Below are 20,743 nucleotides of genomic sequence, written 5' to 3'. Positions count from 1 at the left end.
GTCATGACCGCAGCGGCCAGCCACCCCGTCGTCGCCGAGCTGATCGAACGTCACCAGGCCACCCTCACCAGTGCGGTGGAGGCCACCAGGTCCCGCGACTACTGGTCGCCGTACCCGGAGTTCCCCAAGGCGTACGGCGAGACCGGGCAGGCCGACGGGCAGGCCGCCTTCGAGGCGCTGCTCGGCACCTCGCTGACCCTGGAGGGGCAGCCCGGCGACGGCTCCACGGTCGGCGGCGAGACCTCCCCGTACGGCCCGGAGCTGGGCGTTCGCTACCCGAAGGCCGAGGCCGAGGCACTGATCGGCGCCATGGAGCTGGCCCGTCCGGCCTGGGCGGCGGCCGGGCCCGAGGCCCGGGCGGCCGTCAGCCTGGAGATCCTGGCCCGGATCAACGCGCGCTCGCACGAGTTCGCCCACGCCGTGATGCACACCACCGGCCAGGCGTACGGGATGGCCTTCCAGGCCGGCGGCCCGCACGCGCAGGACCGCGGTCTGGAGGCGGTGGCCTACGCCTACATCGAGCAGACCCGGCTGCCCGCCCAGGCCCAGTGGACCAAGCCGCAGGGCAAGCGGGACCCGCTCTCGATGGTGAAGGACTTCGTGCCGGTGCCGCGCGGCCTCGCGCTGCTGGTCGGCTGCAACACCTTCCCGACCTGGAACGGCTACCCCGGCCTGTTCGCCTCGCTGGCCACCGGGAACCCGGTGCTGGTCAAGCCGCACCCCCGGGCCGTCCTGCCGCTGGCGCTCACCGTGCAGATCGCCCGCGAGGTGCTGGCCGAGGCCGGCTTCGACCCGAACCTGGTCACCCTGGCCGCCGAGGACGAGGGCGGCACGCTGGCCGCCACCCTGGCCGTGCGCCCGGAGATCAAGCTCATCGACTACACCGGCTCCACCCAGTTCGGCGACTGGCTGGAGGAGAACGCCAAGCAGGCGCTGGTCTACACCGAGAAGGCCGGCGTCAACTCGGTGGTCGTCGAGTCCACCGACAACTACCGCGGCATGCTCGCCAACCTGGCCTTCGCGCTCTCGCTCTACAGCGGCCAGATGTGCACCACCCCGCAGAACGTGCTGATCCCGCGCACCGGCGTGCGCACCGACGAGGGCGGCAAGTCCTACGACGAGGTGGCCGCCGACCTGGCCCACGCGATCGAGAAGCTGCTTGGCGACGACGCCCGGGCCGCCGCCATCCTGGGCGCCGTGGTCAACCCCGGCGTGCTGGGCCGCAGCACCCGGGCCGCCGACGGCGAGTACGGCGAACTGGCCCTGGCCCCGCGGGCGGTGGCCTCCGAGGAGTTCCCCGGCGCGACCATCCGCACCCCCGCGCTGGTCAAGGTGGACGCGGACAAGCCGGACGACCGGACCGCCTTCGCCGGCGAGTGCTTCGGCCCGGTCTCCTTCCTGGTCGCGGTCGAGTCCGCCGAGGCCGCGGTGGAGCTGCTGGCCCGCACCGTGCGCGAGCAGGGCGCGATGACCGCCTCCGCGTACACGGTGGACGCCGAGGTGGAGGCCGCCCTGGTCGCCGCCGCCCTGGACTCCGGGGTCTCGCTCTCGCTCAACCTCACCGGGGGCGTCTACCCGAACCAGACCGCCGCCTTCTCCGACCTGCACGGCACCGGCGCCAACCCGGCGGCCAACGCGGCCTACTGCGACGGCGCCTTCGTGGCCTCGCGCTTCCGCACCGTCGAGGTCCGTCGCCACAACTGACCGGTCCGCCGGCCCCGGAGCCCTGCACGGCTCCGGAGCCGGCGCCCTCACCTCCCCTGACGACGGCGGGGGTTGAAGACCCAGACCCGCAGCAGCACGAAGCGCACCAGGGTGGCCAGCGCGTTGGCCCCCACCAGGGCGGCCAGTTCGGCCGGGTGGGAGGCGCCGTCCGGCAGCAGGGCGATGGCGCCGCTGCTCAGCGCCAGGCCGATCAGGAAGGCGGCACCGCCCTCGACCTGGTGCTTCAGGGCGTCCTGACTCCCCGTCACGCCGAAGGTGAAGCGGCGGTTGAGCGCGGTGTTGCCGACCGCCGTGACGGCCAGCGCGAAGGCGTTCGCCCAGAAGGCGGGCGCGAGTTGACGGGTCAGCAGGTAGAGCAGCAGATAGGCCAGGGTGGACAGGGTGCCGACCACCGCGAAGCTGGCCAGCTGCCAGCCGAGGGCGGCCGGCATCCGGGCCTGCCGGACCCTGGTCGGCAGCTGCTCCGCCCGCTCGGCGCCGCTCAGCGAACGGCGCGCCACCCGGACCATGCCCCGCAGGTCGTCCAGCGCGGTGCGGACGATGTCCACCCGGCTGTCCGGGTCGTCCACCCAGTCCACCGGCACCTCGTGGATGCGCAGCCCGGACCGCTCGGCCAGCAGCAGCAGTTCGGTGTCGAAGAACCAGGCGTTGTCCTCGACCGAGCCCAGCAGCCGCTGCACCACCTCGGTCCTGGCCGCCTTGAAGCCGCACTGGGCGTCCGAGAACTTGGCCGCCATGGTGGCCCGCAGCAGCACGTTGTAGGTGCGCGAGATGAACTCCCGCTTGGCGCCCCGCACCACCGCCGAACCGCGGTGCAGCCGGCTGCCGATGGCCAGGTCGCTGTGGCCGGAGAGCAGCGGGGCGACCAGCGGGAGGAAGGCCTCCAGACCGGTGGAGAGGTCCACGTCCATGTAGGCCACCACGTCGGCCTCGCTGGCGCCCCAGACCTGACGGAGCGCCCGGCCCCGGCCCTTGAGGTCCAGGTGCACCGCGCGCACCCCGGGCAGCTCGGCGGCCAGCCCGGTGGCCGCCTCCCAGGTGCCGTCCGTGCTGGCGTTGTCCGCCACGGTGATCAGGAACGGGTAGGGGAAGGTCTCGGAGAGGTAGTCGTGCAGCGTACGGACGCACTTCTCCACCGTGTGCTGCTCGTTGTAGACCGGGACGACCACCTCGACCAGCTTGGTCCGGGTCGGGGTGGCGCTGGCGGGAGCGGGGCCGACCACGGTCGTGCCCCGAGCTGCGGGCTCAGTCATGTCAGTGAGATTCACAGGGACTGATGGGCCCGCGATGATGGAAGGCTGAGAGGAAGCTTAGAAGGCCCGGGCAGTGTGCGGGCCCGGCTCGAACGCTGGTCCGATCAACGGGAGATGGGCATGTCCGAGAAGCAGCTGGCATCCGATGTGGTGGTGGTCGGCGCGGGCCCGACCGGGCTCCTGCTGGCCGGGGACCTGGCCACCGCCGGGCTGCGGGTGACGGTGTTGGAGAAGCGGACCACCGAGTCCAACCTCACCCGGGCCTTCGCCGTGCACGCCCGCACCCTGGAACAGCTGGACGCCCGCGGCCTGGCCGACGAGCTGATCACCACCGGCACCACCCTGGACCACCTGCGGCTGTTCGGCGGCCTGGAGGCCCGGCTGGACCGGCTGCACTCCCGCTTCCCGTTCGTCCTGATCACCCCGCAGTACAACGTCGAACGGCTGCTCCAGGAGCGGGCGGTGAAGGCCGGGGCGGTGATCGTCCGGGGCGCCGAGGTCTCCGACCTGCGGCAGGACGGACAGCGGGTCGAGCTGGACACCCGGGACGGCCGGACGTACACCGCCGCCTACGCGGTCGGCACCGACGGGGTCCGCTCCGCCGTCCGCGACCTGCTGGGCATCCCCTTCCCCGGCCAGTCCGTGGTCAACTCCGTACTGCTCGCCGACGTCCGGCTGGAGCGGCCGCCGGCCGACACCCTGAACGTCGGCGCGGGGGAGAACGGCTTCGCCTTCCTGGTCCCGTTCGGCGACGGCTGGTACCGGGTGATCGCCTGGGACCGCAACCACCAACTCCCGGACGACGCACCGGTCGAGCTCGACGAGATCGCCGCCATCACCCGGGAGGCCTTCGGCGAGGACCACGGCCTGCACGACGCCCGCTGGCTCTCCCGCTTCCACAGCGACGAACGCCAGGCCCCCAACTACCGCTCCGGCCGGGTCCTGCTGGCCGGCGACGCCGCCCACTGCCACTCCCCGGCTGGCGGCATGGGCATGAACACCGGCCTCCAGGACGCCGCCAACCTCGGCTGGAAGCTGGCCGGAGCCGTCCGTGGCTGGGCCCCTGACGCCCTGTTGGACAGCTACCAGACCGAACGCTGGCCGGTCGGCCGGGCCGCCGTGCTCAGCTCCGGCGCCCTGGTCCGGGTCGCCCTCGGCGGCTCGGCCCCGGCCCGGCTGCTGCGCGGCGCGGTCGGCGTCCTCGGCGACCGGCTCGGCCCGGTCGGCGAGGCCGGGGTCAAGCGGATCTCCGGCATCGGCATCGACTACCCCGCCCCCAGCGGCACCCACCACCTGACCGGCCGTCGGATCCCCGACCTGCGCCTCGCCGTCGACGCCCCCGGCGCCCCCACCCGGCTCTACGAGGCCCTGCGCGGCGGCAAGGCCGTCCTGGTCTCCAACGACGACCTCAGCACCGTCCTCGAACCCTGGGCCGACCGCGCGGTGGCCGCCGCCCCCGCCTCCCCGCACGGCAAGCTCCGCGACACCACCCTGCTGGTCCGCCCCGACGGCCACGCCGCCTGGGCCGGGGTCGACCCCAGCCGCGCCGAGATCCGCCGCGCGCTCGCCGCGCTGCTCGGGCCCGAGGGCTAGGGGAGTGGCTGCGCCGCTGGGGGCGCGAGGAACTGCGCGCGGGGGAACGGCAGCACCTGCAACTGGCTGACGGAGCCTCAGTTGCAGGTGAGCCGCCTTCCGACTCGCGCAGTTCCTCGCGCCCCCGGCGGCGTAGCCACTAACGCCTTGCGTTCAGCCTGCCTTCGAGGCCGTCCAGGATGATCTCCAGGCCGTCGGTGAACTTGTCCTCGCGGATGGCGACCGGGTCGGGGGCGACCGTCCCGTAGGCCGCCGTCAGGTGTGCGTGGTCGGAGGCCGCCACGAGGGCGGCCGGCATCCGGTTGGCGATGAACTCCGCCTCGGTCTCGCCCGAGCGGGCGATGGTCGCCAGCCAGGCCGACTCGGTGGTGGTCATGCCGATGACGTAGGCGAAGACCACGTCGATGGCCCGTGAGGGCTCCTCGAAGCCGACCACGGTGACCAGCGCGGCGAGCTTCTCCGAATAGGCCATCAGGTTCGGCCCCAGGTAGGCCAGCCCGGCCTGGCCGAGCTGCGAGGACAGCCACGGGTGCCGGAGCGAGGCGTCCCGGAAGGACCGCGCGGCGGCCGTCACGTCGGCCCGCCAGTCCGCCCCGCCGGGCGGCGGCACCGAGATCTCGGCCGCGACCTCGTCCACCGCGAGCTCCATCAGCTCGTCCTTGGTGGCGACGTGCCGGTAGAGCGAGGTGGCCCCGGCGTTCAGCCGGGCGCCGAGCTTGCGCATGCTGAGCGCCTCCACGCCCTCCGCGTCGAGCATCGCGATCGCCTCCCGGACGATCCCGGCCCGGCTCAGGCCCGGCTGGTCGGGTTCGCGCTGCTCCCGGGCCCAGACCGATGCGACGGGTGCGGCCTTGGCTGCCATGCGTCCTCCTCCGTCTTCTCCGTGCGTACGGCGTTCGCTCCAGCGTACACAGCTCGCCTCTTGCGAACACTGTACGCAGCTGCGTACAGTGTTCTCACCGAAGGAACAGTGTGCGCAGCCGAGAGGGCAGAGTGATGGAATCCCGCAATCCCCACCGCTGGTGGATCCTGGTCGTGCTCTGCCTGGCGACCCTGGTGCTGGTGGTCGACAGCATGGCGCTGACCGTGGCGGTGCCGGCGATGACCGCCGAGATCGGGGCGAGCGCCCAGGACATCCAGTGGATCCTGGACTCCTACGTGCTGGTCTTCGCGGGCCTGCTGCTCACCTCGGGCAGCCTGGGCGACCGCTTCGGGCGCCGCAAGGTGATGATCACCGGTCTGCTGCTCTTCGGCCTGGCCTCACTGGCCGCGACGGTCTGCACCAACCCCGGAGAGGTGATCGCGGCCCGGATCGCGATGGGCGTCGGCGGCGCGCTGATCATGCCGTCCACGCTCTCCATCCTGATCACCGTCTTCGACGAGGACGAGCGCGGCAAGGCGATGGCGGCCTGGGGTTCGGTCTCGATGCTCGGCCTGGTCGGCAGCCCGGTGCTGGGCGGTTTCCTGATCGACCACTTCTCCTGGCACTCGATCTTCTTCGTGAACGTCCCGGTGGTGGCCGTGGCGATCGCCGCCGCCCTGCTGCTGATGCCCGAGTCCAAGGGCCCCTGGCGCAAGCCCGACCCGATCGGTGCGGTGCTCTCGGCGGTCGGCATGACGGCGCTGATCTGGTGGATCATCGAGATCCCGCAGCACGGCGCGTTCGATGGCCGCGGTCTGGTCACCCTGCTGGTCGCGGTCGCCGCCCTGGCCGGGTTCGTGGTCTGGGAGAACGTCCACCCGGAGCCGATGGTCCCGCTGGTGCTGTTCAAGCAGCGCAACTTCAGCGGTGGCTCGCTCTCCCTGACGCTGGTTCAGATCGGCAACGGCGGCCTGCTGCTGGTGCTCACCCAGTACCTGCAGTTCGTGCTGGACTACTCGCCGGTCGAGGCCGGTCTGGCCTTCCTCCCGCTGGCCGTGGCCGCGCTGATCGGCAACGGCGCCGGCGCCGGCCTGGCCGCCAAGCTCGGCAACCGCCCGGTGGTGGTGACCGGCCTGCTGGTGATGGCCTCCTCCTTCCTCCTCTTCACCACCGTCGACGCCGACAGCGGCTTCACCGTCCCGGCCGTGGCGCTCGGCCTGCTCGGCCTCGGCGCCGGGCTGGCGATGCCCGCGGCGATCAACGCCCTGATGGGCACCATCCCCGAGGAGCAGGCCGGCGTCGGCTCCGCCCTGAACGACACCATCCAGCAGTCCGGCACCGCGCTCGGCATCGCCATCCTCGGCTCGCTGCTGACCAGCCGGTTCGCCGCCGAGATGCCGGCTGGCTCCTCGGACCTGGCGAAGGGCTCGATCTCCGGGGCGCTGGCCGCCGCCGGGGGCGACGCGAGTCTGGTCCGGACCGCCCGGGAGGCCTTCACCGCCTCGATGTCCACCACCCTCACCATCAGCGCCGTCGGCGTGCTGGCCGCCGCCCTGCTGGCCGGGCTGGTGATGCGGGACAGGAAGAAGGACGCCCCCGCCCCGGCCGCCGAGCCCGAGCTCGCCGCCTGACCCCACCACCCCCACCACGGAGGCCGGCCCCCACCCGGGGACCGGCCTCCGGGCGTCTCCTCCCCGAACCCCCAGCCCCCACCCCCCATCCACTTCCGGCCCGCTCTCACCAAATTCACAGCTTTTCAGGTGATATGTCGCAATCTGACGGTGGAACACATCCCCTCCGGTACACCCGAGGAGAGGAAGGCTCCGACCGTGCTGATCGAGTTCACCGAGATAGAACCGGACCGGGACTGCCGCTGCGGCGGCTGCTCGGCCCGCCGGCTGGCCAGGCTGCACGCCGCCCCGGTCGCCGAGGGCGGCCACCGCTCCGCCCACGGGGCCCGCCGGGCGGCCCTGCTGTTCGCGGCCGTCGGCTCCGTGCTCGGCGGCGGCTCCGTCGCCGCCGCCGCGCCGTCCCCCTCCCCCTCCCCCGCCCCCGCCGGGACGGAGAGCGGCTCCACCCCGCAGGGCTCGGTCGCCCCGCTGCGCGGCGGCGCCGCCGCCCAGACCCGGTCGCTCCGCGCGGTGCGCGCCACCACCCGGGCCGAGATCATGGCCCGGGCGCAGCGCTGGATCGACCAGCAGGTGCCGTACAGCATGGGCAGCTACTGGTCCGACGGGTACCGGCAGGACTGCTCCGGCTACGTCTCGATGGCCTGGGGCCTCGGCAGCAGCCAGACCACCTGGACCCTGCCGGACTACGCGACCCGAATAGCGCGGGCCGACCTCCAGCCGGGCGACATCCTGGTCTACAACAACGCGGCCGACCCGGCCGGCGGCTCGCACACCGTCGTCTTCGGCGGCTGGGCCGACTCCGCCCGCACCAAGTACCTGGCCTACGAGCAGACCAGGCCGGCCACCCGGAAGCGGACCACCCCGTACGCGTACTGGAACAACGCCTCCTCCTACGTGGCCTACCGCTACCTCGGCCTGGACGGCCCGGCCCCGGCGCCCGACCCGTCCCCGGACGCCTTCCCCGGGGCGGAGAAGTTCGGGCCCGGGCAGTCCAACCCGTACGTGAAGCGGCTGGGCGAGATGCTGGTGCAGCGCGGCGGCACCCGGTTCTACGCCGAGGGCCCCGACCCGAGCTGGGGCGAGGCCGACCGGCGGGCCACCGAGGCCTTCCAACTCGCCCAGGGCTGGCGCGGTTCCGAGGCCGACGGCTACCCCGGCAAGGACACCTGGGAGCTGCTGGTCCGTCACCAGGGCAAGGACATCCCGCCCGCCACCGGCCAACCGGCCCCGCCGCCCGCGCAGCCGGCCCCGTCCCCGGCCGCACCGCCGTACCCGGGCGCGGAGAGGTTCGGCCCCGGGCAGTCCAACGAGTCCGTCCGGCAGCTCGGCGAACAGCTGGTCAGGAAGGGCTACGGCCGCCACTACACCGAGGGCCCCGGCCCGGAGTGGGGTGAGGCCGACCGGCTCAACGTCGCCGACTTCCAGCGCGCCCAGGGCTGGAGCGGCAGCGAGGCGGACGGCTACCCGGGCCCGCACACCTGGAAGCTGCTCTTCGGCTGACGGGCCCTCAGGCCCCCGAGGCGTGCCGGCGGATCCAGGTGTGCATGGCGATCGCCGCTGCGGCGCCCGCGTTGATGGAGCGGGTGGAGCCGTACTGGGCGATCGAGCAGACCGCCGTCGCGTGCTCCCAGGCCTCGGGGGTCAGGCCGGGGCCCTCCTGGCCGAACAGCAGCACGCAGCGCTCGGGCATCTCGAAGGTCTCGATCGGGACGGCACCCGGCAGGTTGTCGATGCCGATCACGGCCAGGCCCTGCTCGGCGGCGTAGGCGGCCAGGGTGGCCACCGAGTCGTGGTGGCGGACGTGCTGGTACCGGTCGGTGACCATGGCGCCGCGGCGGTTCCAGCGGCGGCGGCCGACGATGTGGACCTCGCCGGCCAGGAAGGCGTTGGCGGTGCGGACCACCGAGCCGATGTTGAAGTCGTGCTGCCAGTTCTCCACCGCGACGTGGAAGCCGTGCCGCCGGGTGTCCAGGTCGGCGACGATCGCCTCCCGGGTCCAGTACCGGTACCGGTCGGTGACGTTGCGCCGGTCCCCGTGGGCGAGCAGCTCGGGGTCGTAGTGCGGGCCGACGGGCCAGGGCTCCGGGTGCGGGCCGACCCCGATCTCGCGGTCGTCGGAGGGGGGCGAAGGCGTCGTCGTACTGCTCGCCCGTGTGCGGGCTACCCGTGCTGCTCACGCCCCCGAGGGTACGCGCCGGGCCTTGGTGGCCTTCTCCAGGTCGGTCAGGGCGGCGAGCACCATCCGGCTGCCGGCCCGGGCCACCTCGATCCGGTCGGCGGGCGGGAGGCCGGCGAGTTCGGCGTCCCAACGGCGGTGCAGGGCGCGCAGGGCGGCGAACTCCACCTGGTCTCCGACCAGCAGCGCCCCGGCCGCGATGGCGGTGGCGTCCCGCAGCTCCTCGGCGAACTCGGCCGCGCCGGGCACCGGATCGGCGTCGGCGGGCGGCAGGTGAGCCTCCATCAGGACGGTGGAGCGGCCGAGCATGCCGACCGCGGCCCGGGCCTTGTCGATCTGCTTGCGGGTCAGCTCGGGCAGCTGGCCCTCGTGGCGGACTGGCTCCGCGTCGGCCCGCTCCATCGCCTGGAGCAGCTCGGAGCGGGCCTCCCGGGAGTCCAGCAGGGCCGAGCGGACGTCCTCGCCGCCCCGGGCCGGCTCACCGAAGACGGTGAGCACCGAGGCCCCGTACCGTCCGGCCGCCGCCAGCCACTCGGCGAGGCGCTCGGCCAGCCGGGCGGTCTGCCAGGTAGGGAAGAGCGCGTAGGCGAGCAGTGCGATGCCGCCGCCGATCAGGGTGAGCAGGATCCGGTCGGTGGCGGTGCGCACCGGGTCGCCGGGCTGCAGGCCGAGCAGGAAGACCACGTAGGAGGAGACGCAGGCGGTCATCACCGCGTAGCCCGTACGGAGCGTCAGGTAGGCGCCGCCCATGAAGACCACCGCGAGCAGGGCGGAGAGCCACTGCCCGGGGTGGAAGAGCTGCACCACGGTGGTGGAGACCGCGACCCCGACCACCGTCCCGGCCAGCCGGGCCACGCCCCGGCTGAAGGTCTGGGCGAAGTCCGGCCGCATCACCATGGCGGCGGTGAGCGGCGCCCAGTAGCCGTGGTGCAGGTCGAGCACCTTGGCGGCCAGGTAGGAGAGGGTGACCACGGCGGAGAGCCGGACGGCGTGCTGGAACACCGCCGAGTGCGGGTCGAGCTGGCGCCGGACCGCCAGCAGGGCGGCCGGGGCCAGCCGGAACAGCGGGGGCCGGCGCAGCCCGGGCCCGGCGGTCGCGCTGGAGATCGTCTCCTTGTCCTCGCGGTCCAGGGTGTCCACGGCCTTGCGCAGCAGCGAGGTGAGCCGCCGGGAGGAGCGGGCGGCCGCGCCGGTGAGCACCGGGTGGTCCTGGTCGGCGGTCCGGCGGTCGCGGGCGGTGAGGGTCAGCGCGGGGGAGGACTTCGGGGAGCGGTACGGCTCGCCGCTGCGGACCGCCCTGGCCAGCGCGTCCATGGTCTCGGCGGCGGCGGCCAGCAGCTCCAGCGCCCGGTCCCGCTCCGGCCCCTCGGCGGCGGCGCCCACCTTGGGGTCGGCCAGCGCGGCCAGGGTGGGGCGGATCCGCTCCGCGATGCCGCGCAGGCCGCGCAGTTCGGGCGGGCGGTGCCGGGCCTGCCAGGGCGTCAGGGTGGCGGCGTGCCGGGCGGTGATGAACGGGGCCGGGTCCACGTGGGCCACCGGGTCCTGGCGCAGCCGGCGGGCGTAGTGGGCGAGTTCGGCGTACGCGTCGGCCAGCGCGTCCCGCTGGGCCCGCCAGGAGTCGATCGGCCAGAGCGTCACCACCAGGGCCTGGCTGGCGCCGCCGAGCGCGCAGAGCAGCCCGTGGCCCAGCGCCGTGGGGACGCTGACGGGCAGTTGGACGACGACCAGCATCACCGAGACGGTGGTCGCGGCCACCACCCCGGCACTCGGCCCGATCGACCAGGCCAGCCCGGCGCCGAAGGCCCAGAGCGCCAGCAGCACCGGGAAGGCCCCGGGGATGCCGACCGCCAGGTACCCGAGGAAGGTGCTGACGCCCAGTCCGATCCCGGCCGCCACGGCCAGCGAGACCCGGGGGCGGAAGCTGCGCTGGAAGGTGGCCGTCCCGGCGATGAAGGCGCCCATCGCGGCCGAGGTGGCGGAGCCCGGGCCGAGCAGGGCCAGGGTCGGGAAGACCACCAGGGCCGCGGCCACCGCTCCGCGCAGCGCCCGGCGGGGACTGCTGAGGCTCCGGTCCACCTTCAGCCCGGCGCGCACGCTGTCGCGCAGGGCCGCAAACCAGGACATAGGGCACAGCTTAGACCGGGGCCGGCCTCCGGCCCCGGATTCTCCGCTCGCACCACAGGAGCGCGGCGGTGGGCAGGAAGACCGCGTCCGCCGCGATCATCGTGAGGGAGAAGAAGGGCAGGCCCAGCAGGACCGCGATGCCCAGGTGCTCGGCCGCCAACAGGACCAGCAGGACGTTCTTCAGACGGCGGTTCAGCAGGGTGAAGGGGAAGGCCACCTGGAGGATCACCGTGCCGTAGGTGAGCAGGAAGACCAGCACCAGGGAGCCCCCGGCCAGGGCCGAGAGGGCGGGCCAGGGGGTGAAGTAGTCCAGGTGGAGCGGGTAGTGCAGGGCGGTGCCGTCCTGCCAGCGCGAACCCTGCACCTTGTACCAGCCGGCCGTGGCGTACACCAGCACCACCTGGGCGCCGATCACCAGCAGGGCGCAGTGGTGGGTCATGTTCGCCAGCGCGTCCAGCACCGCCCGCGGCTCGCCCTCCGGGGCGCGGCGGTCGACGGCCCACCAGAGGGCGGCGGTCAGCCAGAGCAGGAGCAGCAGCCAGCGCGGCCACGGCCACGGACCGGGCCCGAGCAGCAGCGGCACGCCGAGCAGCGCCCAGAGCCAGGGCGCGCCCCGCCGCCGGCCGGCCCGGGCGGTGCGGCGGGCGTCCAGCGACCAGACCTCGGCGCAGCGGGTGAAGACCAGGTAGAGGGCGAGCAGGTGGATCACGTTGTCCCCGCCGTCGCCGACGAAGACGTTCCGGTTCTGCAGCGAGACCGCCGTGGCCAGGTACACCGCCCCGCTGGCCCTGGTCCGCCAGCCGAGCGCGAACAGCACCGCCGCCACGATCGCCAGGTGGTAGAGCAGCTCGAACCAGAGCCGCCCGGAGTACCAGGTCTGCACCGAGAAGGCGTCGTTCTCCGCCAGCAGACCGGCCGCCAGCCGGTCCGACCAGGGGGAGAGGTCGCCGTACAGCACCCGGCGGTCGGGCCACTCGCGGAGCAGGAAGGCCGCCCAGACCAGGCCGAAGCCGATCCGCACCACGGCCGCCTGGTGGCGGCCCAGGGTACGGGCGGAGAAAGCTTCCGCCGCCCGGCGCCAGGCAGGCGGGGGCGGTGGCTCGGGCTGCTGACCCTCGGTCAGCTCTTCGGGCGCCAGGTCGGTCGAGGTCACCACAGCCCCCGCAGGTCGTCCTCGTCCACCGGCCACCAGGGCAGCTCACGGACCTTCGGGGCGGTGTCCACCTGCTCCCGGCTCCACGACGGCGGAGCCAGCACGGTGGTGACCACCCGCACCTGCACCTCGTACGGCCGGCGCCCCTCGGGGGACGAGCCGATCCGCTGCAGGGCGGTGCGCTTCAGGTAGAGCTCGGAGGGCTTGGCCCGGGTGCCGGGCGCGGTGCCGTCCTCCGGGTGGGCGGAGTCGTAGAAGTCCCAGGCCCGGCGGAGCTGGTTCTGGTCCAGGTGGCTGGGCGCCGGGTTGCCCCGCACCGCCGCGATGTCACGGGCCGTCAGGCCGAGCCACTCGCCGGTGGATTCGGTGCCGTCCGGTGCGACGGTGCGCAGCCTGGCCTCCAGGGAGACGTTCTGCTGGAGCGGGTCGGGCGCGAAGAGCTTCCAGTTCTGCTCGAACTCCGGGTAGACCACCGCGTCCAACTGCGGCCGGTACCGGTCGGAGAGGGCGTTCGGCGGCGCCGAGTTCAGGAACAGCACGGCCAGGAAGAGACCGGTGGCGCCGAGCAGCGCCGCACCCGCGAGCACGAGCACGGCGGCCGCCGGGGCGGACCAGGTACGCACGGCAGCAGCTCCCCTCCGGCACGGGCGTGCCGGGGGTCATCCTGCCGCAGCGCCCACCTGGGCGGAAGGCACGAGGGGTCGGCTCACGGCTCGGGCCGGATCAGCGGGCGTCGTCGGGGTGCGTGGCTCGGCGGCGCCGAGGAGGGAGTCCATGCGGAGCATCGGCGACTGACGAGAAGCCGGCGAGGTGCGTGCCCCGACGACGCCCGCCCGGCCCGAGCCGTGAGCCGACCCCTACAGGACGAAGGCGTCCCGGCCGTCGCTGCTGACCATCGGGCGGCCGGCCGCCTCCCAGGCGAACATGCCGCCGTCCACGTTGACCGCCTCGCGGCCCTGCTGGACCAGGTACTGCACGACCTGCGCGGAGCGGCCGCCGACCCGGCACATCACGTACAGCTTCTCCGCCGGCAGCTCGTCCAGGCGGGCCACCACCTGGCCGATCGGGATGTGCAGCGCGCCGTCCACGTGCCCGGCGTCCCACTCGTCCTGCTCGCGGACGTCGAGCAGCGGGGCGTCGGCGGGCACCGAGGCGGCATCGGTGGTGGGGAGCTGGGCGAACATCTCGGTCTCCTGGGTGCGTCGGCGGTCCCCGCCATTCTGCCCCGCCGCGGCGCCCGCGGTGGCCTCGGACAGCAGCCGGTCCAGTTCGGCCTGCTGGGCGGCGGCCCGGCCGAGCAGCTGCTCGGCCAGCTCCTCCAGCAGCCGCTCCGGCTCCTGCGGGGCCAGCCGGAGGAGCTCGCCCATCGAGCTGTTCTCCAGCCGGACCTGCTCGACGGCCAGGTTGCGGATCCTGACGGTCAGCCAGTCCAGCCGCTGGAGCAGCCAGCCCTCGCGCTCCGGGGCGCCCGGGGCGGGGGCCGACTCGGGAGCGGTCGACCACTCCTCGGCCAGCTCCTCCAGGCCCTTGGCGTCGCCCTGCGCGTAGGCCTCGTTGACCCGGGCGATGAAGGCCGCCCGGCGCTGCTGCTCGGCCGGGTCGGTGGTCAGGTCGGGGTGGGCCCGGCGGGCCAGCTCGCGGTACAACCGCTGCGCCTCCCTCCCCGGGCGGACCCTGCGCGGCTGCTCCGGCGCGGCGGCCGGGGCCTCCGGCGGCAGCTGGTCGAAGAGGGCGTCCAGGTCCGGGAGTTCTGCGACCCGGTGGCGGGCCTCGGCGGCCCGGCGGATGTCCTCGTGGAGCCCGGTGCGGGCCGCGACGGTCTCCGCGACCAGGGCGTCCAGCTCGTCGAGCCGGGCGTACAGCGGGCCGAGCAGCTGATGGTGGATCAGCGCGAAGTTGTCGATCTCCACCCGTAGCGTCTCGACGTCCACCTCCAGGGTCAGCCACGCCAACTCCGCAGCGGCGACCCGCTCCTCCAACTCCACCGCAGCCTCCAACCCGGTCGGACGACTGGCCAGCCTACCGACCGGGTAAGGGAGGGGCTGGTGGTGCGCAGGGGGCGCGCGTGAGGTGACACGCAACTGATACTTACGAATCTCCCCGATTCGCTTTCAGTCCCGCCCCCCACCGTGCTTCGCTGGAAGGTGCAGCGGGAACGACCACACAGGAGCGGCAGCCAGGCGGGAGCAGACGTCATCCATGGTGCACGAGCCCAACTCCACACCGTCGGCCGATCAGCCGTCAGTCTCCGCACTGGTCAGACTGGCCGCCCTGCTGGTCGACCCCGACGGTCGGATCGCGCACTGGAACCGCGCCGCCGAGGAGCTGTTCGGCCACCGCGCCGAAGTCGCCCACGGCCGCACCGCCTCCGGCCTGCTGCCCGCCGTCGAACCGCGCCCCGAGACCGCCCTCCCCCGCCCGGCTGGCACCCCGCCGCGCCGCTGCGACGCGCTGGACACCCTGGACGACCTGACCCAGACCGGCCCCGCCCCGTGGGCCGGGGCGATGCCGGTGCTGGACCGCGAGGAGCGGCTGCGGGACGTCCTCTGGTGGGCCTGGCCGCTGACCGAGCCGTCCGGCCGCAGCCTGCTGGTGCTCGCCGCCGACGCCCGCCCGCTGCGCACCGGCGGCCCGCGGATCGCGCTCGGCGCCCGGCAGCTGCCGTTCGCCCCCGCCCCCGGGCCGGTCGGCGGGCTGCACCGCGCCACCCCCGACTTCACCCCCGCCGGCCCGGCCGGCGCCGCCGCCCTGGCCGGCCTGCTGCCCCCGCACTCCTCCGAGACCCGCCGGGCCCGCCTGCTCACCGCCCTCACCACCGCCGGGCTGCCCGCCCTCTGGGTCGACCCGACCACCCGGCTCCCGGTCCTCCCGTACGAGCCCTCCGGCGCCCGGGCCGCCTCCGGCCTCGGCCGCCGCTACCCGACCCCGCAGCAGCGCGGCGCCCAGCAGCGGGCCGAGCGGCCGCGGGCGCTGCGCCGCCCGCCCGAACCCCAGCGGCCCGCCACCGGCAGCCTCCAGGTGCTGACCGGCGGCACCGTGCCGCAGCCCCGCGACCCGGCCGCGCCCGCCGCCGGTGAGCCCGCGGCACCGTCCGCACCGTCCGTACCGATCCAGGGCACCGCACCGAACGGCAACCGGGCCGCCACCGCCGCGGCCGACACCCCCTCCACCGGCCCGACCCCGGGAGGCCCCGCCATCGAGTCCGCCGCCGACCGCACCGACCCCCAGCCCGCCGACGCGCGGCAGAACGGGCACCGCCCGCACCAGCTACCCGCCCAGCCCGCCGCACCCTCCCCCGCCGTGGAGGTGCTGACCACCAGTCAGGCCGGGGAGCAGCTGGCCCTGTTGAGCGAGTTCGGCAGCCGGGTCGGCACCACCCTGGACCTGGACGCCACCGCCCGCGAGCTGTGCGACGTCCTGGTGCCGAGGATCGCCGACTTCGCCTGCGTGGACCTGCGGGACGGCCTGATCTCCGACTCGGTGCTCCCGTCCACCCCGCCCTCCGACACCACCACGCTGCGCCGGGTCGCCCGCGCGTACAACGCCACCGCGGGGGAGTGGGAGCACGTGCTGGAGGAGGGCGCGCTGCTCCAGATGCCCCGCTCCACCCCGCCCGGCCTGGCGCTCCAGGAGAACCACCCCGTGCTGGTCCCGGTGATCAACCCGGACGTGGCGGTGGACTACGCGGCCTCGCTCGGCGGGCCCGAGCTGGTGCCGGTGGTGATGGACCGTTCGATGCTGGTGCTGCCGCTCTCCGCCCGCGGCACCGTGCTCGGCATCCTCAAGCTGCTCCGGCTGCCCGACCGGGCCCCCTTCGACCACAGCGACGCCGCCACCCTGCGCGAGCTGGCCGCCCGGGCCGCCCTCTCACTGGACAACGCGCGCGCCCACCGGGCCGAGCAGAAGACCGCCACCACCCTCCAGCGCTCGATGATCCCGACCAGGCCGCCGCGGATCCCCGGCGTCCAGATCGCCCACCGCTACCTGCCGGGCGACCCGAAGGCCGAGGTCGGTGGCGACTGGTTCGACGCGATCCAGCTGCCCGGCAGCCGGGTCGCCCTGGTGGTCGGCGACGTGATGGGCCACGGCCTGCTGTCGGCCGCCGCGATGGGCCGCTTCCGCACCGCGATGCAGACCCTGGCCGCCCTCGACCTGCCGCCCGGCCAGCTGCTGCGCCACCTGGACAACCTGGCCCACAAGCTCGGCGACGACCACCTGGCCACCTGCCTGTACGCGGTCTACGACCCGATCAACCGCACCTGCGAGCTGGCCAGCGCCGGCCACGTCCCCCCGGTGCTGGTGCACCCGGACGGCACCGGCGAGCTGCTGGAGATCCCGGCCGGCGCCCCGATCGGGGTCGGCGGGGTGCCCTTCGTGGCCAAGCGGATCGACGTCTCGGACGGCTCGATGCTGGTGCTCTGCACCGACGGTCTGGTCGAGGTCAGGGGCGGGGACATAGGGGCCGGCCTGGCCGCCCTGTGCGGGAACCTGATCGACCCCAAGCAGACCCCCGAGGAGGCCTGCGACGTGGTCCTGGAGCGGCTCCACTCGGAGGACCGCCAGGACGACATCGCCCTGCTGGTGGCCCGCTTCGACGGGGTCGCCCCGACCGAGGTGGCCACCTGGGAGCTCAACGTCGGCGAGGCGGAGGTCCGCCGGGCCCGCCGGCTGGTCCGCGAGCAGCTCGCCGCCTGGCACCTGGAGGGGCTCACCGACACCGTCGAGCTGCTGGTCAGCGAGCTGGTGACGAACGCGGTCCGGGTGGCCCGGGACCACGTCCAGCTCCAGCTCATCCGGGTGGACAAGCTGCTGGTCGAGGTCAGCGACGACAACCACAACCTGCCCTCGCTGGAGCCCTCCGAGGAGATGGACGAGAACGGGCGCGGGCTCAACCTGGTCAGCAAACTCGCCGAGAAGTGGGGCACCGCCCGCAAGGCGGTCGGCAAGGTCGTCTGGTTCGAGATGGCCCTCCCCCGCAGCTGACGCATCGGCTGCCCAGCTGGGGTTGGTGGTTACACCGGGGGCGCGGGGAACTGCGCGAGTTCGGAAGGCGGACCAGTGCCAGGTCGGGGCAGGCGAGCCAGTTGCAGCACGTGCCGTTCCCCTGCGCGCAGTTCCTCGCGCCCCTAAGGGCCTACGGCCCTAAGGGGCGACGGGCGCGCGGCGGCGGCGGGCCTCGGTGGCCACGGCCGTGGCGGCGGTGACGCCGGCCAGCACCCGCGGCCAGAAGTCACCGAAGACCTCCATCGCGGCCGCGATCAGCACCGCGGCGACCAGCGCGGCCACGTGCTCCAGCCCCGCCAGGTTCGGCAGCACGATCGCCTCGCCGATCATCACCGCGGCCACCAGCCCGCCGGTGAACCAGGCCCGGCAGCGGATTGCGATCACGATCGCCAGCGCCACCACGGCGGCCGACGGCCCGGTGTCCCGGACGTGCGCCACCTCGGGCGGGAAGCCGAACAGGTGGTCCGGGCCGATCGCCACCCCGATCCGGGCGAACAGCGTCCCGGCCAGCGTGCAGGCGTAGGCCACCACCAGGGTCAGCCGCCGCCCGAGCACCAGCTCGGCGAGCCCGAAGACCAGGAAGACCTGTGCCAACGCGCCCCAGACCGGCAGGTCCAGCGCGGGGACGTACAGCGAGAGGGGGGTGCGCAGCAGCGAGACGTCCAGCGGGAGGGCGGCCTTGACCACCCCGACGTGGGTGACGAAGCGCCCTCCGCCGGGCAGGTGCTGGACGATGCTGAACAGCAGCACCAGCAGGGTCGCGGTGGTGGCGAGCGGGACGGCGGCGAACTTCTTGCGGGCCAGCTCGGTGCGGACGGTGGAGTACAGCTGACCCCACTCCGCGACGGCGGCCCGCCGCACGTGGCCCATCGGCCCCGTTCGCTGTTCGTTCACTGACGTCCCCGTTCACTGCGCAACGCCGACACGGAATGCCGACTCCGTATTGTCGACAACGCATTGCCGACGGCCACCAGACTTTCGCGGCCCACTACATCCACAGTAGGTATCCGCTAAACGGACCGCATCAGCTCACGAGCCGAATCGGGGTCATCCTCCAGACGGATATCGACCCCCGGACATCCCCCGGTCGGGGGTCCATTGCGGCTTCCCTCCGCCCCCCGGCGGAGGGCTTACCGCTCCCCGTCGCGTTCCGGCGCCGGCAGCGCGGCGGGACCTCCGGCTGCGGCGATGGCCGACCGGGCGTGCCGGCGGCGGAACAGGGCGGGAAGGCTCGGTGCGGTGATGAAGCCCTCGGCCCGGGCACTCGCGATGCCGATCCGGGGAATCTCACCGCTCTTCTCGAAGAGCAGATAACGCGGTTCCCAGATCGGGCGGTACTTCGCATTCGCCCGGTAGAGCGACTCGATCTGCCACCAGCGGGAGAAGAAGCCGAGCACCGAACGCCACAGCCGGAGCACCGGCCCGGCGCCGAGCTTGGAGCCGCGCTCGAAAACGGAACGGAACATCGCGAAGTTCAGCGAGACCCGCTGGAGGTCGACGGTCTTCGCCTGCTGGAGCAGTTCGATCACCATGAACTCCATCAGGCCGTTCTCGGTGTCCCGGGCCCGGCGCATCAGGTCCAGCGAGAGCCCGTTCGCGCCCCAGGGCACGAAGCTCAGCAGCGCCTGCAGCTCGCCCTCGGCGTCGTGGCACTCCAGCATCACGCAGCGGCCGTCGCCCGGATCGCCCAGGCGGCCGAGCGCCATCGAGAAGCCGCGCTCGGTGGCGCCGTCCCGCCAGTGGTCCGCCTTCTCCACCAGCTCGGCCATCTCGGCCTCGGGGATCTCCTCGTGCCGGCGGATCCGGACGGTGTACCCGGCCCGCTTGACCCGGTTGTACGCCTGCCGGACCACCCGCATCGCCCGGCCGTCCAGCGAGAACTCGTCCAGCTCGACGATCGCCTCGTCACCCAGCTCCAGCGCGTCCAGCCCGTGCCGGGCGTAGATCACCCCGGCCTCCTCGGAGGCGCCCATCACCGCGGGGGCCCAGGCGTGCTCGCGGGCCTCGGCCAGCCAGCACTCGATCGCCCCCGGCCAGGCCTCCGGATCGCCGATCGGGTCGCCGGAGGCCAGCGAGACACCGCCGACCACCCGGTAGGTGACGGCCGCCTTGCCGCTCGGCGAGAAGATCACCGCCTTGTCCCGGCGGAGCGCGAAGTAGCCCAGCGAGTCCCGCTCGCCCTGCTTCTCCAGCAGCGCGCGCAGCTTGGCCTCGTCCTCCGGGGTCTGCAGCTCCTGGCCGCGCGGCGAGCGGAACGCCACGTACAGCACCAGCAGGAAGAGCACCGCGCCCATCGCGTTGATGAAGCCGTTCACCCAGGTGGGGGCGGAGATCACCCGCTCCATGTGGGCCGAGGGCTCGACCGTGATCATCCGGGCGATCGAGTACCGGAAGCGGTCCCCGAAGTCGGCCCCGGTGATCTCGTTGGTCCAGCCGACCAGCAGGGCGCCGATCCCGCCGCCGACCAGCAGGCCGCCGACGAAGGCCGCCACCGCCGACTTGGGGTTGGAGCGGTCGCCCTTGGAGGTGAACTCCCGCCGGCCGAGCAGCAGGGCGAAGAAGAACAGCCCGGTCAGCACGGCGGAGAAGTAGTTGAAGGGGTGACGGTTGAAGTGCAGGCCGTCCGGCGAGACCGCCAGCAGCAGCACGTAGGCCGTGAAGAACACCCCGGACAGCACCGTGTTGAAGATCCACGCGGCCCGCTTGCGGCGGCGCATCGCCACCGCGAGCAGCAGCGAGAGCACCACCGAGGTGAGACCGGCCGTCATCAGGTACGGGGTGAAGAACTCGCCCTCGTTGTGGGTGCGCACCTGGTCCTTGAACGGGACGGCGAGCACCGCGACCAGGTTCAGCAGCGCCAGCAGCCGCAGGTACCAGACGGTGAACGCGGCGGCCCGGGGCCGCCAGCGGGCCAGCAGCCTCCCGAGGGCGCCGGTGTGCTCGGCTGGCGTGGTCGCGGGCTCCGGCTTCACGGTGGAGGACACAGCTCAATTCCAAACGATCAGGTGACGGGGCGCATCCGCACGCACACGGGCCGACGGCCAGGGCCTGTCCCCGCAGACCATGGTTGCTCACCGGAGATGAGAAATACGTGAACCCGGTAGCGGATTCGCGACCCCCCCGAACGGCGGGGGTCCTCTCCCCCCGACCGACGGCACGGCCGCCCCGGCCTGCCCCTAGGCTCGAATCGCACGCGCTCCCACACCCTCATACCCGCGCGCG

Annotated in this window: 14 protein-coding genes; 5 read left to right on the top strand and 9 right to left on the bottom strand. The window is 73.8% G+C overall.

The window, feature by feature from the left end; all coding sequences use genetic code 11:
- Positions 1–3: 3 nt before the first annotated feature.
- On the top strand, positions 4–1,704 hold the full coding sequence (gene paaN / locus ABD946_RS39465; protein ID WP_345288867.1) for a phenylacetic acid degradation protein PaaN: 1,701 nt from the start codon (positions 4–6) through the stop codon (positions 1,702–1,704).
- Between the two features lie 47 nt (positions 1,705–1,751).
- On the opposite strand, the gene ABD946_RS39460 is transcribed toward paaN, so the two are convergent.
- Positions 1,752–2,978, bottom strand: coding sequence for a bifunctional glycosyltransferase family 2/GtrA family protein (locus tag ABD946_RS39460; RefSeq protein ID WP_345288866.1), 1,227 nt, complete (start codon positions 2,976–2,978; stop codon positions 1,752–1,754).
- A 120-nt stretch (positions 2,979–3,098) separates the two neighbouring features.
- On the opposite strand from ABD946_RS39460, the gene ABD946_RS39455 reads away from it, so the two are divergent.
- Complete coding sequence (locus ABD946_RS39455) at positions 3,099–4,571, top strand: FAD-dependent monooxygenase (protein ID WP_345288864.1); 1,473 nt, start codon at positions 3,099–3,101, stop codon at positions 4,569–4,571.
- Positions 4,572–4,710: 139 nt separating this feature from the next.
- Here ABD946_RS39455 and ABD946_RS39450 read toward each other — a convergent pair whose 3' ends face one another.
- A complete protein-coding gene (locus ABD946_RS39450; protein WP_345288863.1) occupies positions 4,711–5,433 on the bottom strand; it encodes a TetR/AcrR family transcriptional regulator in 723 nt (240 codons plus the stop codon).
- 134 nt (positions 5,434–5,567) lie between these two features.
- On the opposite strand from ABD946_RS39450, the gene ABD946_RS39445 reads away from it, so the two are divergent.
- Both ABD946_RS39445 and ABD946_RS39440 read left to right on the top strand, forming a co-directional pair.
- Positions 5,568–7,064, top strand: coding sequence for an MFS transporter (locus tag ABD946_RS39445; protein WP_345290562.1), 1,497 nt, complete (start codon positions 5,568–5,570; stop codon positions 7,062–7,064).
- 198 nt (positions 7,065–7,262) lie between these two features.
- Positions 7,263–8,564 (top strand): peptidoglycan-binding protein, encoded by a 1,302-nt coding sequence (locus ABD946_RS39440; protein ID WP_345290561.1) that lies wholly within the window; start codon positions 7,263–7,265, stop codon positions 8,562–8,564.
- Between the two features lie 7 nt (positions 8,565–8,571).
- Here ABD946_RS39440 and ABD946_RS39435 read toward each other — a convergent pair whose 3' ends face one another.
- The 5 genes from ABD946_RS39435 to ABD946_RS39415 all read right to left on the bottom strand — a co-directional run bounded on the left by ABD946_RS39435 (position 8,572) and on the right by ABD946_RS39415 (position 14,502).
- The gene (locus tag ABD946_RS39435; protein ID WP_345290572.1) at positions 8,572–9,168 is read right to left on the bottom strand and encodes a TrmH family RNA methyltransferase; all 597 of its coding nucleotides are present in this window, start codon (positions 9,166–9,168) and stop codon (positions 8,572–8,574) included.
- 69 nt (positions 9,169–9,237) lie between these two features.
- A complete protein-coding gene (locus ABD946_RS39430) occupies positions 9,238–11,364 on the bottom strand; it encodes an FUSC family protein (protein WP_345290560.1) in 2,127 nt (708 codons plus the stop codon).
- A 10-nt stretch (positions 11,365–11,374) separates the two neighbouring features.
- On the bottom strand, positions 11,375–12,517 hold the full coding sequence (locus ABD946_RS39425; RefSeq protein WP_380149521.1) for an HTTM domain-containing protein: 1,143 nt from the start codon (positions 12,515–12,517) through the stop codon (positions 11,375–11,377).
- Complete coding sequence (locus ABD946_RS39420; RefSeq protein WP_345290559.1) at positions 12,514–13,140, bottom strand: DUF5819 family protein; 627 nt, start codon at positions 13,138–13,140, stop codon at positions 12,514–12,516. Before ABD946_RS39420 ends, ABD946_RS39425 begins: the two co-directional genes overlap by 4 nt.
- Before the next feature lie 234 nt (positions 13,141–13,374).
- Positions 13,375–14,502, bottom strand: a complete 1,128-nt coding sequence (locus ABD946_RS39415) for a rhodanese-like domain-containing protein (RefSeq protein ID WP_345290558.1) — start codon at positions 14,500–14,502, stop codon at positions 13,375–13,377.
- A gap of 214 nt (positions 14,503–14,716) precedes the next feature.
- On the opposite strand from ABD946_RS39415, the gene ABD946_RS39410 reads away from it, so the two are divergent.
- The gene (locus ABD946_RS39410; protein ID WP_345290557.1) at positions 14,717–17,500 is read left to right on the top strand and encodes an ATP-binding SpoIIE family protein phosphatase; all 2,784 of its coding nucleotides are present in this window, start codon (positions 14,717–14,719) and stop codon (positions 17,498–17,500) included.
- Positions 17,501–17,659: 159 nt separating this feature from the next.
- On the opposite strand, the gene ABD946_RS39405 is transcribed toward ABD946_RS39410, so the two are convergent.
- Positions 17,660–18,415: a hypothetical protein gene (locus tag ABD946_RS39405; RefSeq protein ID WP_345290556.1), complete on the bottom strand. Its 756-nt coding sequence runs from the start codon at positions 18,413–18,415 to the stop codon at positions 17,660–17,662.
- A gap of 236 nt (positions 18,416–18,651) precedes the next feature.
- Complete coding sequence (locus ABD946_RS39400) at positions 18,652–20,439, bottom strand: phosphatidylglycerol lysyltransferase domain-containing protein (RefSeq protein WP_345290570.1); 1,788 nt, start codon at positions 20,437–20,439, stop codon at positions 18,652–18,654.
- Positions 20,440–20,743: the final 304 nt, after the last annotated feature.

Origin of the sequence: Kitasatospora albolonga (assembly GCF_039535905.1) — a bacterium.
Classification (GTDB): domain Bacteria; phylum Actinomycetota; class Actinomycetes; order Streptomycetales; family Streptomycetaceae; genus Kitasatospora; species Kitasatospora albolonga.
The sequence above is the reverse complement of the archived record's forward strand: the minus strand, read 5'-3'. Positions and strand labels throughout refer to the sequence as shown.

Bases quoted from the DNA above. Each gene is read 5' to 3' on its own strand.
- paaN (WP_345288867.1), top strand. From the start codon at position 4: ATGACCGCAGCGGCCAGCCACCCCGTCGTCGCCGAGCTGATCGAACGT.
- ABD946_RS39460 (WP_345288866.1), bottom strand. From the start codon at position 2,978: ATGACTGAGCCCGCAGCTCGGGGCACGACCGTGGTCGGCCCCGCTCCC.
- ABD946_RS39455 (WP_345288864.1), top strand. From the start codon at position 3,099: ATGTCCGAGAAGCAGCTGGCATCCGATGTGGTGGTGGTCGGCGCGGGC.
- ABD946_RS39450 (WP_345288863.1), bottom strand. From the start codon at position 5,433: ATGGCAGCCAAGGCCGCACCCGTCGCATCGGTCTGGGCCCGGGAGCAG.
- ABD946_RS39445 (WP_345290562.1), top strand. From the start codon at position 5,568: ATGGAATCCCGCAATCCCCACCGCTGGTGGATCCTGGTCGTGCTCTGC.
- ABD946_RS39430 (WP_345290560.1), bottom strand. From the start codon at position 11,364: ATGTCCTGGTTTGCGGCCCTGCGCGACAGCGTGCGCGCCGGGCTGAAG.
- ABD946_RS39410 (WP_345290557.1), top strand. From the start codon at position 14,717: ATGGTGCACGAGCCCAACTCCACACCGTCGGCCGATCAGCCGTCAGTC.